Consider the following 13,218-nt stretch of genomic DNA (forward strand, 5'->3'; position numbering starts at 1 on the left):
TGGCGCGCCAGCTAAGAGAACTGGGACACTGGGTCCTGGGCGTTGATATGCAAGCAGTGAACGGTTCCGCGGCTCACCTGGTCGCCTTGGTATCGGCCTCCAGCTCTCCCGACTATCTTTGGGAACTGCGGGGACTCGCGGGCGTCCATGCCATCGATCTTGTGGTGCCCACCGTCAGCGATGAACTCGTCCTGGTTTCCGAAGCCAGGCAAGGCTTCGCTCCTAATGTCGAGGTCCTTATTGCGGACCCCGCACCCGTTCGAACCGCGAATGACAAATTCCTCACCATGGGATGCCTTGCCAATGCAGGCGTCGCTGTCCCGGATTTCGGGCTGCCCGGCGATTTCGCCTCTGTCAATCAGGCGATGGCTCGGCTAGGGGGATCCCTGGTGGTCAAGCCTCGGATTTCGCGCGGCGGACGCGGGGTGCAGGTACTGGAAAAGGCTGCCGACGGCGGCCGGAACGCCGCCCACGTCTGGTCCTCCTTGGACGATTCCTGGATTGTGCAAAGATTCGCGCCTGGAACGGAGTACGCGCCCGTGGTCCTCCACCACAGGCCTGAGCCGGGTCAGGACGATCTTGTGGTGGTGCTGGAGAAGACAGAACTCAAAGAGGGACGCGTGGGTAACGCCGTGTCCGTCAGGAGGATCGAGGGAGCCGGGAGTGCCGACGTTGCTCAATTGGCTGATTCAGCCGTGACCGCGCTCGGGTTGACAGGGCCCATCGACGTGGACGTGCGCCGCCTGCAGGACGGAAGCCCGGTGGTACTGGAGATCAACGCGAGGTTCGGTGCAAACAGTGCGTTCGCCCCCGAACTCCTGGAGAACGTCCTGGGCCGATATGTCGCCGGTCGATTGACCGGAAGGCGTGCGTGACACCTCTTGATGCTGCCCTGGCGTTTGTCCAGGTTGGAGGCGTGCTGATTCTCGGTTTCGGTGTGGTCAAAATCGTCTACGTTCCACTGGCCTTGTATTTCAACCGGCTTTACCGTTCCAACTCCGCCAGGCATCGCTATTCCGTCATCACTGACCGGCCCTTGGTCTCTGTGATCGTGCCCGGCTATAACGAGGCGGTGGTGATCACCAGTTGCGTCGAGTCGATACTTGCCAGCCGCTATTTACGCCTGGAAGTGATTCTGGTGGACGACGGTTCCACTGATTCCACCGCCAGCATCATGGCAGGGCTTGCAGATCAATATGATCGGGTCCGGTTTCTCTCCCAAACGAACGCAGGGAAGGGGGCTGCGCTCAACTATGGCATCGCCAAGGCCAAGGGAGACATCCTGATGTTTGTCGACGCCGACGGCATTTTTGCCCCCGACACCCTGATGCGCATGCTCGAGGGTTTTGATCACACCAAGGTAGGAGCGGTATGCGGCGACGACCGGCCGGTTAACCTGAATCGCGTTCAAACGATGATGCTTGCCGTCCTAAGCCACGTCGGGACAGGCCTGGTCCGCAGGGCCTTGTCCTTGCTGCATTGCCTGCCGATCGTCTCCGGGAACATAGGTGCCTTCCGCCGTGACGTAGTCCAGCTGGTAGGCGGTTTTCACGAGGACACGCTCGGTGAGGATCTTGAGCTCACTTGGCGTGTCTACAAGGCCGGCTACCGGGTGAGGTTCCAGCCCTCAGCCCTGGTCTATGCCGAGTCGCCGTCAACGATGGGCGGATTGTGGCGGCAGCGCGTTCGGTGGTCGCGGGGCCTGCTTCAGACGCTCCGGATGCATATCGGTATGCTGGGCCGACGGCGTTACGGGCTGTTTGGCATGTTTCTTTTGTTCAATGCCATCACCATGGTGGTGATCCCTGTGCTGCAACTTGCCATTTTGGCTGTGCTGCCGTTCCTGTACCTCGCTGGTTCTGGTCCGGTACCCGGTGAAGTCCTCGCCATTCTTGGCTGGTTGGGACTGTTTGTGTCCCTGGCGCTAATTGTCTTCTCCATTGGCCTCAACCGTTCATGGAAGGACCTTCGTTTTCTATGGACGCTGCCCCTGTGGCCCCTGTATTCGGTATTCGTTGGCCTGGCTTTAGCCAGCGCAATCATCAAGGAGATCCGCGGCAGCCCTGCCGTCTGGAACAAGTTGCAACGGACGGGCGTCATTTCCGTAACAGCCACAGAATCCGGCCCCCGCTACGAGGCAGGGGTATGAAGGCTTTCGGATCCAGGATGCTGTTTGCCAGGCTAAGTGCTGCCCTGGTGGGCTCCGTTCTCCTTGGCGTTGCATTGACGGGTGTCGCCGCGTGTGGAGCAGAAACGGAGGTTCGTCCGATGGACCGCATGGTGAATCTTGGGTTTGAGGACGTCGTCAACGAGGACCGTTCATACCTTGTGGATCTGGCGGAACGATTGGAAGCCGTGGACGCCACCGCCGTATCGATCTCCGTCGGACGCACAGATTGGACGGCCTTTCCTTGGTCCGGCCAAGCCGGCTCGGCCTCTTATGAGGTTTCCCGCACTGGACGGGACTTCGTGGGGGAGGCGATCTCAGCATTGGCGAAAAGCGGGAAGGAACGGGATGTGATCCTCACGATCGATGTCCTGTTGGACCGTGCGCTGAGTGAGGACCTCTCCCTGGCAGGTCGGAATATCGCTGGTGAGCCATCCAAAGCCTTCGCCAGTGTGTCGTCCCTGCGGCACGGCAAGGCTGGCGCCCGCTTGGCTTCCTTGTCTGCCGCCGTCGCGAAGAAGTACCGGCCCACAGCGGTGAATCTCACGGAATTGATGTTCGATGATTTCACCTTTGGCAGTGATGACTTCGATGACTTCAAAGCCACCACTGGAGAATATGACTGGCCCAGAAACCATGAAGGCGGGATCGACCAGTCGGATGCCCGGATCAGCACGTGGCGGAGCGAAGCCATGGCTGACATCGTGCGCAGGGTGGGAGCCGCCGTCGAACCCTATGGCGTCCGGCTGGAGATGGACGTGCGCTCGCCGCGGGATTCACCGTCGGCGGACCGCGCCGACAGCGGCCATGATTACGACCTCTTGCTAAAGCAGCTCGACCGGCTCCACGTTTGGGAGTACGTAGGACTTAATGCCGAGCGCTCGCCGCGGACGAAGGACCTCGCAGAAGCCCTGACCCGCCGCGCGGGCTCCCGCATGTCATTGTCTATCGGGCTCTGGTCCGATGACGGCACGATCTCCCCGGAAAGGTTCGAAACGGCTTTGCGTGAGGCTTCCCGGGGCGGGGCCACCTCGGTGTCCGTGACACCCGTAAGCCTCATGACCGACGCGCATTGGGAGGTCTTGCGGAAGGCTTGGGTCCGGTAATTGCGGGCTGTCCGGCGCTCATCCCGAGGCGTACCCTGAGCGCATGGGCATGGAATCCGTGATGACGGCAGTAGTAAGCCTTGCACTGATTGTCGGGTCGGTTTGGGCTGGCACACGGCTGGTGCAGAAGGGTGTTTCCGCGAAGGGGGCAACGGGCACACTCGGGAGTGTCCTATCCATGATCGAGCCGGCCACTGGTGCGCCGACCAAAATGGAGGCCGCGGCAGCCCGCGAGGAAATGCGGCAGCGAAGGCACGAGAAATTGGTAGCCGGTCCGGGCACGGCAGGGGTCGGGCTATTCGCCGAGAAGGTGGTCCTGCCGCCGTCGGCCGACAAGATAGCCAGGCAGCAATCCGGTGAGGCCAAAATCTGAGACGTATTCCCGAGGTCGAGTCTGGTGCGGGTAAGATCCCGTAGGAAACATTAGTAACCCGGCTCACAGTATCCAGCGCAGTGTACGAGCCAAAACCAGCCGAAGGTAAGTATTTATGGTTCACACTGCCCATCAAGACACCGATCTCGCTGCAGAACTGCGGGCTGATGTACGCCGGGTTTCCACCCTGTTGGGTGAGTCCCTGGTGCGACAACACGGCCCGGAATTGCTGCAGCTCGTGGAGCAGGTCCGCTTGCTGACCAAGGAATCCAAAGAGGCTGCGCGGGGCGGGGCGGACGCGACCGGTCCATGGAGCGCGCACGACGTCGTAGCCCAGGTCCGCGAGTTGCTCGCGTCCTTGCCTCTGGACCAGGCGACGGATCTGGTTCGCGCCTTCGCGTTCTATTTCCACCTCAGCAATGCGGCAGAGCAGGTCCACCGCGTCCGCGGGCTAAGGACCCGACAGGAGAAGGACGGCTGGCTTGCGAAGGCCGTTACGGAAATTGCCGGCCAGGCTGGGCCTCAGGTCCTTCAGGACGTTGTTAATGAGCTTGACGTGCGGCCCATTTTCACGGCACACCCCACGGAGGCTTCGCGACGCTCAGTGCTGGACAAGGTCCGCAAACTCTCCGACGTCCTGGCCCAGCCCACGGAAGAGGGAACCACTGCCCGACGCCGCCAGGATCGCCAGCTCTCGGAAATCATCGACCAAATGTGGCAGACCGATGAGCTTCGCCAGGTCCGGCCAACGCCTGTGGATGAAGCCCGTAACGCGATCTACTACCTGAACAGCATCCTCACCGATGCCATGCCGGAGATGCTGACCGACCTTTCCGAACTCCTTGCCGAGCACGGGGTGGTCCTGCCCGCCGCAAGCGCGCCGCTGCGTTTCGGTTCATGGATCGGTGGCGACCGCGATGGAAACCCCAACGTTACCGCGGCTGTTACGCGCGAAATCCTGCAGTTGCAGAACCAGAATGCGGTCCGGATCAGTATTGCGCTGATCGACGAGCTGATCTCGGTGCTGTCCAACTCCACCGCCCTGTTCGGGGCTGACCAGGAGTTGCTGGATTCGATCGAGGTGGACCTCAAGAACCTCCCCGGTCTGGACAAGCGCATCCTGGAGCTCAATGCCCAGGAGCCTTATCGACTCAAGCTCACGTGTATCAAGGCCAAGCTCATCAATACGGGCCGCCGCGTTTCCGCCTCGACTTATCATGAGCCCGGCCGGGACTACGCCACCACGAGTGAGCTGCTGGCCGAGTTCGGCCTGCTTGAGGCGTCGCTCCGGAACCACGCTGCGGGCCTTGTTGCCGATGGCGCCTTGGCACGTGTTCGCCGTGCGATCGCAGCCTTCGGCCTTCACCTGGCAACCTTGGACATCCGCGAACATGCCGATTACCACCACGATGCAGTCGGACAGCTCGTGGACCGCCTTGGTGCCGAGAAGCCGTACGTCTCCTTGACCCGCGAGGAACGTTTCGAATTCCTCGGTGCCGAGCTGGCCTCACGCCGTCCGCTCTCCGGCCACCCGATCAAACTCGAAGGCACTGCGGACGGCACCTACGACGTCTTCCGGAGCATCCGCCAGGCCCTGCACACGTACGGTCCGGACGTCGTGGAAACATACATTATTTCCATGACCCGAGGCGCCGATGACGTCCTGGCGGCAGCTGTGCTGGCACGCGAGGCTGGTTTGATTGACCTCTTCGGGGCAAAGCCGCACGCCAAGATCGGCTTTGCTCCGCTGCTGGAAACCGTCGAGGAGCTCCGCGCGTCCGCTGAGATTGTGGATCAGTTGCTCTCCGATCCGTCCTACCGTGAACTGGTCCGGCTCCGCGGCGACGTCCAGGAAATCATGCTCGGATACTCCGATTCCAACAAGGAATCCGGTGTCATGACCAGCCAGTGGGAGATCCACAAGACCCAGCGGAAGCTGCGCGATGTGGCTGCCAAGCACGGTGTGAGGGTCCGCTTGTTCCACGGCCGTGGTGGTTCCGTAGGCCGTGGTGGTGGTCCGACGTACGACGCCATCATGGCCCAGCCCAACGGTGTCCTCGAGGGCGAAATTAAGTTCACGGAGCAGGGCGAGGTCATCTCGGACAAGTACTCACTTCCCGAGCTTGCCCGCGAGAACCTTGAGCTGTCCCTGGCAGCAGTCATGCAGGGTTCTGCCTTGCACCGGACTCCGCGTACCTCCGAAGACGAGCGCGTGCGCTACGCGAACGTCATGGAAACAATTTCCGATGCTGCCTTTGCACGCTACCGGGCATTGATCGACGACGCCGATCTTCCGGCCTATTTCCTGGCGTCCACACCTGTGGAGCAGCTGGGTTCCCTGAACATCGGATCACGCCCTTCCAAGCGGCCCGATTCCGGAGCAGGCCTGGGTGGCCTCCGTGCGATCCCGTGGGTGTTCGGTTGGACGCAGTCCCGTCAGATCGTTCCCGGCTGGTTTGGCGTGGGCTCCGGCCTGAAGGCAGCACGGGAAGCCGGCGACGCTGATCAGCTGATGGAAATGATGGACCGCTGGCACTTCTTCCGTTCGGTGATTTCCAACGTCGAAATGACCTTGGCCAAGACCGACATGGAAATCGCGGGACACTACGTTTCCTCGTTGGTCCCGGAGGAATTGCACCGCCTGTTCCACATGATCCGGGACGAGTACGAGCTCACCGTGGCCGAAATCGAACGCCTCACTGGAGAGATTGAACTTCTGGACGCCCAGCCCACGCTGAAGCGGTCCCTGGAAATCCGTGACCAGTATCTGGACCCCATCAGTTACCTCCAAGTGGAGCTGCTGCGACGCGTCCGCGAGGAATCGGTGTCCGGCGCGGAAATTGATGAACGTCTCCAGCGCGCCATGCTGATCACCGTCAACGGAGTGGCCGCCGGCCTGCGTAACACCGGCTAGACGTTCTCTCACATCCTGCCGGTTTTTCCGGATCGTTCTCTCACATCCGGTCGGTTTTTCCGGAACGCTCTCTCACCCTTCGAAATGTCGACGGGGCGGGGGAACGTTCCGGCTTAAAGCACCTGTGCCGGAGCGTTAGGGTTGTTGGATGCCGTCGTTCCAGACCAAGTTGAAGATCACTGGCCTCAAGCCTGGCAACCCTCCCGAATCAGTCATGGCAGCGGCCATCGAAGCTTTGGAAACCCGCCATCATGTCGAATCGAACCAGCTCGATATCGTGGGAGGAGTCCCGCAGCTCAGCCTCCGCTTCATGGTTGACGCCCGCGATTACACGGGTGAGAACGACGAAGCCCGAACCTCGGCTGCCATGATGCGCGACGCCGTCGAACGCGTTGCGTTGACCGGGAGCCTTTACGTGCTGCGTCGTAGCCGCGGACGCTGGGCGCCGATTTAGGCTGGCGTCACTCCGGCTGCGGCAGATCGCCGTCGAACGGTTCATCCACTGGGGAACGGCTCCCGCGCCGCCGCGTCACGATCAACCCGACCACCACACCGATGACCAAGCCGACGCCCACCCCAATCAGTGAGCTGGCCCAGAACGGCAGTTTGGTTGCAGAGCCTGTGAAATAGCCCAGGCCCACCTGCCAGACCGCCCACAGCACTGCGCCCAACCCCGCGCAGAGACTGAAGCCGCGGGCCGAGACGTTGGCGATTCCAGCTGCGGACGAGGTTGCGAGCCTGCCGCCAGGGACGAACCGGGCGCCAATAATGGCGCCGTAGGTGGAGGATCGGCCTGCCTTGGCGATAGCCTCGTGGATTCCACGGTGGACTTTCCGGCCCCATCCCCAGCGATCAAGTACATGGCTCACCCGCCGCTTGAACAGCACGTAGACTGCCATGTCTCCGAGCCAGGACGCGAAGGCTGCGAGTAGGAGGATGAGCCAGAAATTGGCGTGGCCGTCGGCCGCCAGCGCACCGCCGGTGATGACCACCATTTCGGACGGGATCGGTGGGAAGATGGCATCGCCCAGCACGATGGGAACGATCCACAAGTAAATTGCGGATCCCCACGTCTCGGGGGCGATGAAGTCCATTGGCACAAGGTACCGCACTTGCCGCCATGGCCGCTCGGCGGGAGACTGGCGCAATGCAGATCGAAATCATGCACGGGGACATCACCACGCGCGATGTAGATGCGATCGTCAACGCCGCCAACTCTTCACTGCTCGGTGGAGGGGGAGTGGACGGTGCGATACATCGGGCCGCCGGGCCGGAACTGCTGGAGGCCTGCCGCGAGGTCCGTCGCACCAAAGTGCCGGACGGCCTGGCTGTTGGCGCCGCCGTCGTGACTCCCGGATTCAGGCTCCCGGCGCGCTGGGTGATTCATACCGTGGGTCCCAACCGGCGTGCCGGCCAAACCGATCCTGCTCTCCTCGCCTCTTGCTTCCGGGAAAGCCTGAATGCGGCCGTGGACTTGGGTGCACGGTCTATCGCTTTTCCCGCGATCAGCGCTGGAATCTTTGGTTGGGATGCCCGGGAGGTCGCGGAAGTAGCGTTCGACGCCGTGAGTTCGTTTTCATCTGCGTCTGCAGATGATGCCGGGACGGCCAGCGGCCTAGAGTTGGTGGAGTTCGTCCTGTTTTCGGAGGATACGACGGCGGTCTTCCGGTCCGTGTTCAGCTAGTTGGGCGAGCGTCGAGTAATCAGGTGGGCGCGCATGCGGTGCAGTTGGGGCATGAGGCCGTAGATGACGATCGGGACAGCGATGGTGGCCAGGATGAAGGTCCGCAACACAGGAGCCAGGGTTCCGAGCCATTCACCGAGCACCGCATTGATCGCTACGAGGGTCGGGAATACAGCGAGCCAGATCATTAGCGCAAGTTGGTGCTTGTTTGGCGGCGGGACCTTTACGGGTGTGGTGGGGGCTGCAGGCTTTGTCATTGGTGCTCCATAATTCTGTTGAGGAGGTTTGCCGGGTCAAAGACCCAGGTTGAAGGTGCGGACGGCGTTCCGGATGTCCTCATCTACGAGGTCGGCGTTGATGGCTATGGCCGAGGCGGAGCCTTCACCGGCAGCGGTAATGACCTGGGCTCGGGGGTTTGCAACATTGCCGGCGACCCATACGCCGGGAATGGTTGTTTGTCCGTGAACGTCCGTGACAGGCCAGCCGTTCTCGTCGATTTCGCAGCCGAGGCGAACGGGAAGCTCGTTGTTTGGGGCAAAGCTGGGCGGCACGAACAGTGCCTTGCGGGGGACAACGCGGCCGTCATCCATTTGGATTCCGGAGAGCTGGCCGTTCTCGACCAAGACGCGCTCCACTTTGCCTTCGACGATGCCGATGGATCTGGCGACCAGTTGGGAGCGCTGATCGACCGACAGAGTGTCAGCGGGCGTGAACAGCACTACGTCTTCACTCCACTGGCGGATGATCTGTGCGTAGCGGACTGTGTCCGGAGAGCCACCCAGGACGCCCAACGGTTGGTCACGTACCTCGTAGCCGTGGCAGTACGGGCAGTGCAATACGTCGCGGGCCCATCGCTCCCGAAGTCCCGGTATGTCCGGCAGCTCATCAGTGAGGCCCGTTGCGATCAGCAGGCGTCGGGCGGTAACCCGTTGGCCGTGTGCCAGCAGAACCGAGAACGCGGACTCTCCGCATTGCACGATCTCGCTCACCATGGCGTTCAGGATCTCGCCCCCATATTCCTTGACCTCGTTCCGTCCTGCTGCCAGAAACTCTCCAGGGGGCATGCCGTCACGGGACAGGAACCCTTGCATGTGGGCAGCGGGAGCGTTGCGCGGCTCCCCGGAGTCCACCACGAGAACGTTCCGGCGTGCCCGTGACAACACCAGTGCCGCGGACAGGCCGGCAGATCCCCCGCCGATAATGATTACGTCATAGTCGCTCATGTCTTCAAGGCTCCTTGGACTTCCCTACTTCGACAACAAACGTTGCTGTTTTCGGGAATCTGGCGTTGGATGGGGCCATGGATGACACTGCAACAGTGATCGCATCGGCGCTTGATCAGGTCGGCCCCAGGCTCAAACGATTGCGTAACCAGCGCAATGTGACCCTGACCAGCCTCGCTGCTACGACCGGTATTTCGAAAAGCACATTGTCCCGGCTGGAGACGGGGCAGCGACGCCCCAGTTTGGAACTGCTCCTTCCGCTGGCGCACGCCTACCACGTGCCCCTGGATGATCTGGTGGGCGCTCCGGACGTTGGAGATCCCCGGATACGCCTCAAACCACGGCAGGCAAACGGGCGGACAGTAGTTCCGCTGACGAGGCACCCTGGGGGAGTCCAGGCCTGGAAGATCGTCATCCCCAACTCGAAGATCGAACCTGAACTCAAGACCCATGAGGGATATGAGTGGCTCTATGTTCTCTCCGGCCGTATGCGGCTCGTTCTGGGTGACCATGACTTAACTCTTGGGCCCGGTGAGGTGGCCGAGTTCGACACCCGGGTGCCGCACTGGTTCGGCAGTACGGGCGATCAGTCTGCGGAAGTGCTGAGCCTCTTCGGGCAGCAGGGGGAACGGATGCATGTCCGTGCCAAGTCCAGCCGGGAGCAAGGGCGCTAGCCCAGGCGCAGATCAGATTGGGATAGTGCCCAGAGGCGGGGGGACTCAGTCGAGTGCTTCGCTGAGCTTCAGCCGGCTACGGTATTCCACGGGCTTGTTGGTGATCGGATCCACGAAGGTGATGCCGCGGGCCAACAACTGAAGTGGCTTGCTGTAATCGTCCGGGGCTTTGTCCAGCAGGTCCGGGTAGAAGGCGTCGTTGACAATGCCGAGACCGAGCGAGGCCATATGCACGCGGAGCTGGTGCGTCTTACCGGTGTGCGGCTCCAGCCGGTACAGCGCGCGCTGGTGAGTACCGGCGTCGAACGTTCTTGTCTGTTCGATGCGCGTTTCCGCGTTCGGCAGGCCATCGATAACTTCGGCGAGCAGATAGCTGCGGGACTTGGTCATGCGGTTGCGGACCACTGTGGGGAACTCGACGGCGGGATAGCCTGCGGCGGGCGTCGCGGCGGACACGCACTCGTATTCCTTTTGGACTTGTCGCTTCTCGAAGAGGACTTGGTATTTTCCGCGCGTCTCCGGGTTGGTGGAGAGCAGCAGGATGCCGGCGGTCATCCGGTCGAGGCGGTGCATGGGGATGAGATCCGGGAGATTCAGGAGGTTCCGGAGCCGGACCAGCGCGGATTCCTGGATGTACGTCCCGCCTGGAGTGGTGGGGAGGAAGTGTGGCTTGTCCACCACGAGGATGTGCTCGTCCTGGTGGAGGATGTTGATTTCCACGGGCAGCCGCGTTTCGGGCGGGAGCGTGCGGTAGTACCAAATGAAGGTGTGGTCTTCGAGTTTTGTCCCGCGGTCCAGGGGTATGCCGCCCTCGCCCACGATTTCGCCGGCATCGAACCGGTCCTCGATGCCCTGCGGATCAATGTGTCCCCAGCGATGCATCATGTAGTCCATCGCGGTGTCCCACGGCCCGTCATCCGGGAGGCGCAGGCGGGTCGCGTTTACGCCGTCGCGCACGGGAAGGGGGGATTGCATCACCGGACAATTCTACTGTGGCCCGACAACGCAGTCGCAGACCGACGATAAAAAAGTTCTTGACAATAAAATTTGTCGGTAGGCATACTTGAAGCATGTTGGACATCGAAGTGATTGAGGACGCAGCCGCGGCAGAGGCGTCGTTGGATCCGATCCGCACGCGCATTCTGCAGGAGCTCGCCGAGCCTGGGTCGGCCACTCAACTGGCCGCCAAGGTGGGGTTACCCCGGCAAAAGGTCAACTATCACCTCAAGGCCCTGGAGCGTCATGGCTTGGTGGAGCTTGTGGAAGAGCGCCGGAAAGGCAACGTCACCGAGCGCGTCCTCCAGGCGACGGCGGCCTCGTACCTGATCTCGCCCGTCGCGTTGGCTTCGGTAGCCCCGGATCCGCAGCGTTTCGCCGACAGGTTCTCCGCCTTCTGGCTCCTGGCGCTCGCCTCCCGCACGGTCCAGGAAATGGGCAAGCTCATTTCGGGTGCGGCCGCGGCCAAGAAGAAGCTCGCGAGCTTCGCGATCGACGGCGAAATTACTTTCCGATCAGCTGCGGACCGCGCCGCTTTCGCTGAGGAACTCGGCGTAGCGGTCACGCGCCTCGTCGATAAGTACCACGACGGCGGTGCTACCGCAGTGGCGGGCGGCGCACGAAAGCACCGGCTCGTCGTCGTACTTCATCCCACCCTCAAAACCCAGTCAACGGAAAAATCAGCAGAAAAGGAACAAGGCAATGACTGACAACCGGAAATTCGAGATCGTGGCGGACACCGAACTGCCGGGCACTCCTGAGCGGGTGTGGCAGGCGGTCACCAAGGACACGGCGGCCTGGATGTTTCCCACGGACCAGTGGCCCGACGTGAAGACTGTAGAGGAATATCCCAACCATCTTGTGTCGCGGATGGAAGGTCCCAACGGTTGGTTCAACCAATTGGAGCATGTCCTGGAGCCTGTGGAGGGTGGCCGGGCAAAGCTCCACTACGTCCACTGCGGCATCTTTGACGACAACTGGGACGAACAGTACGACGGCGCCAGCAAGCACACGGAGTTTTACCTCCACACCCTGGGCCAGTATCTGCAGTACTTCGATGGGCAGCCCGTGGTCTTCACGGATATCCAGGCGCCTGCTTCGTCGCAGACTCCCGACGGATTTGTGCAACTGAAAAAGGCCTTGGGCGTGGACGGCGTGGAAGCCGGTACGCCATTTGAGGTGGACGTCGACGGCGTAGGCCGGCTGAGTGGCGAGGTGGACTTCTCCAACGAGAACTTCCTGGGCCTGCGCACCGCAGATACGCTGTTCCGATTCTTCGGTAGGAACGCTTTTGGTGCACCGGTAGGAATGACCGTGCATGAATTCGGTGGCTCGGGGGACTCCGAACTGACGGCGAAGGCGTGGGGTGCGTTTCTGGAGAAGGTTTACGCGTAGGGGTTTCCCGCCCAACTGACTGGCAGTAGTTGTTGTTCCCAGCGCTGGGAACAACAACTATTGCCAGTCACTTTGCGTTCACGGGGCCCACGCGCGGGCGACACCGTCCAATGCTGCCTCGTAGATTCCCGCCCAATCCGTGCCATGGTTGTCCACTTGCGCCAGCTCCAGGCTGACCAAGCCGTGAACTTGCCCCCAAATCGCCATGGCCACGGTAGCGGGGTCGTCTTGTCGGAGCCCTCCCGCTTGCTGCGCCTTGGTGACCGCCTCCACCAGGGGAAGCATGGAGGCTGAGGCGACCTCCGGCGTCGGGCTGCAATCAACATAGGCCGCCAGTGCGCCGCCGAACATCAGCCGGTAAAGGGCTGGATGCTGCAAGGCCCACTCGCGGTATGCGCTGCCCAGGCCGCGGAGTCCGTCTTTTGCCGCAGCCTGCTGGGACTCCCCAAAGGAGCGAAAACCGTCGTCGACGGCGGCCGTCAGGAGTTGCGCTTTCCCGCCGAAGAGCGAGTAGATCGCAGAGGTGGACGTGTCTGCGGCTGTGGCAACATCGCGGAGAGTGACACGCGCGGGGCCTTCACGGTCCACAAGTTCGGCGGTCACTTCAAGGAGCCGTTGCTGGACGTGCTGATCGTGAACTATGGGTCTTGCCATACGTCCAAGTGTTTCATAACATTGTTTCATAA

Annotated in this window: 15 protein-coding genes; 10 read left to right on the forward strand and 5 right to left on the reverse strand. The window is 61.8% G+C overall.

The features are described from left to right. Nucleotides 1–47: 47 nt before the first annotated feature. From AC6I99_RS03885 to AC6I99_RS03910, 6 genes are all read left to right on the forward strand, one after another. Nucleotides 48–875: an ATP-grasp domain-containing protein gene (locus tag AC6I99_RS03885; protein WP_497960348.1), complete on the forward strand. Its 828-nt coding sequence runs from the start codon at nucleotides 48–50 to the stop codon at nucleotides 873–875. After that, entirely contained in the window at nucleotides 872–2,149 is a 1,278-nt protein-coding gene (locus AC6I99_RS03890; RefSeq protein WP_497960351.1) for a glycosyltransferase family 2 protein, read from the forward strand. Before AC6I99_RS03885 ends, AC6I99_RS03890 begins: the two co-directional genes overlap by 4 nt. After that, entirely contained in the window at nucleotides 2,146–3,273 is a 1,128-nt protein-coding gene (locus AC6I99_RS03895) for a hypothetical protein (protein ID WP_497960352.1), read from the forward strand. Before AC6I99_RS03890 ends, AC6I99_RS03895 begins: the two co-directional genes overlap by 4 nt. Before the next feature lie 43 nt (nucleotides 3,274–3,316). Next, entirely contained in the window at nucleotides 3,317–3,646 is a 330-nt protein-coding gene (locus AC6I99_RS03900) for a hypothetical protein (protein ID WP_497960354.1), read from the forward strand. Nucleotides 3,647–3,761: 115 nt separating this feature from the next. Further along, on the forward strand, nucleotides 3,762–6,560 hold the full coding sequence (gene ppc, locus AC6I99_RS03905) for a phosphoenolpyruvate carboxylase (protein ID WP_497960356.1): 2,799 nt from the start codon (nucleotides 3,762–3,764) through the stop codon (nucleotides 6,558–6,560). Between the two features lie 148 nt (nucleotides 6,561–6,708). Then, on the forward strand, nucleotides 6,709–7,014 hold the full coding sequence (locus AC6I99_RS03910) for a hypothetical protein (RefSeq protein WP_216921592.1): 306 nt from the start codon (nucleotides 6,709–6,711) through the stop codon (nucleotides 7,012–7,014). Nucleotides 7,015–7,021: 7 nt separating this feature from the next. Here AC6I99_RS03910 and AC6I99_RS03915 read toward each other — a convergent pair whose 3' ends face one another. Next, entirely contained in the window at nucleotides 7,022–7,654 is a 633-nt protein-coding gene (locus AC6I99_RS03915; protein ID WP_224094316.1) for a DedA family protein, read from the reverse strand. Nucleotides 7,655–7,707: 53 nt separating this feature from the next. Between AC6I99_RS03915 and AC6I99_RS03920 the strand changes: the two genes are divergently transcribed. After that, entirely contained in the window at nucleotides 7,708–8,244 is a 537-nt protein-coding gene (locus tag AC6I99_RS03920; RefSeq protein ID WP_497960358.1) for an O-acetyl-ADP-ribose deacetylase, read from the forward strand. On the opposite strand, the gene AC6I99_RS03925 is transcribed toward AC6I99_RS03920, so the two are convergent. Beyond that, complete coding sequence (locus AC6I99_RS03925) at nucleotides 8,241–8,501, reverse strand: hypothetical protein (RefSeq protein ID WP_497960360.1); 261 nt, start codon at nucleotides 8,499–8,501, stop codon at nucleotides 8,241–8,243. The genes AC6I99_RS03920 and AC6I99_RS03925 overlap by 4 nt on opposite strands. A gap of 36 nt (nucleotides 8,502–8,537) precedes the next feature. Further along, nucleotides 8,538–9,467 (reverse strand): NAD(P)/FAD-dependent oxidoreductase, encoded by a 930-nt coding sequence (locus AC6I99_RS03930; RefSeq protein ID WP_224166430.1) that lies wholly within the window; start codon nucleotides 9,465–9,467, stop codon nucleotides 8,538–8,540. Between the two features lie 77 nt (nucleotides 9,468–9,544). On the opposite strand from AC6I99_RS03930, the gene AC6I99_RS03935 reads away from it, so the two are divergent. Continuing rightward, nucleotides 9,545–10,141 carry a helix-turn-helix domain-containing protein gene (locus AC6I99_RS03935; RefSeq protein ID WP_224166431.1) on the forward strand — a complete coding sequence of 199 codons (597 nt, stop codon included), beginning with the start codon at nucleotides 9,545–9,547 and terminating at the stop codon, nucleotides 10,139–10,141. Between the two features lie 45 nt (nucleotides 10,142–10,186). On the opposite strand, the gene AC6I99_RS03940 is transcribed toward AC6I99_RS03935, so the two are convergent. Next, nucleotides 10,187–11,116 (reverse strand): pseudouridine synthase, encoded by a 930-nt coding sequence (locus AC6I99_RS03940; protein WP_224167454.1) that lies wholly within the window; start codon nucleotides 11,114–11,116, stop codon nucleotides 10,187–10,189. Between the two features lie 95 nt (nucleotides 11,117–11,211). On the opposite strand from AC6I99_RS03940, the gene AC6I99_RS03945 reads away from it, so the two are divergent. Continuing rightward, entirely contained in the window at nucleotides 11,212–11,847 is a 636-nt protein-coding gene (locus AC6I99_RS03945; protein ID WP_224166432.1) for an ArsR/SmtB family transcription factor, read from the forward strand. After that, entirely contained in the window at nucleotides 11,840–12,532 is a 693-nt protein-coding gene (locus AC6I99_RS03950; protein WP_497960367.1) for an SRPBCC family protein, read from the forward strand. Before AC6I99_RS03945 ends, AC6I99_RS03950 begins: the two co-directional genes overlap by 8 nt. A gap of 78 nt (nucleotides 12,533–12,610) precedes the next feature. On the opposite strand, the gene AC6I99_RS03955 is transcribed toward AC6I99_RS03950, so the two are convergent. Beyond that, nucleotides 12,611–13,186, reverse strand: coding sequence for a TetR/AcrR family transcriptional regulator (locus AC6I99_RS03955; RefSeq protein WP_497960370.1), 576 nt, complete (start codon nucleotides 13,184–13,186; stop codon nucleotides 12,611–12,613). Nucleotides 13,187–13,218: the final 32 nt, after the last annotated feature.

Source organism: Arthrobacter sp. TmtSoilC77 (assembly GCF_059739415.1).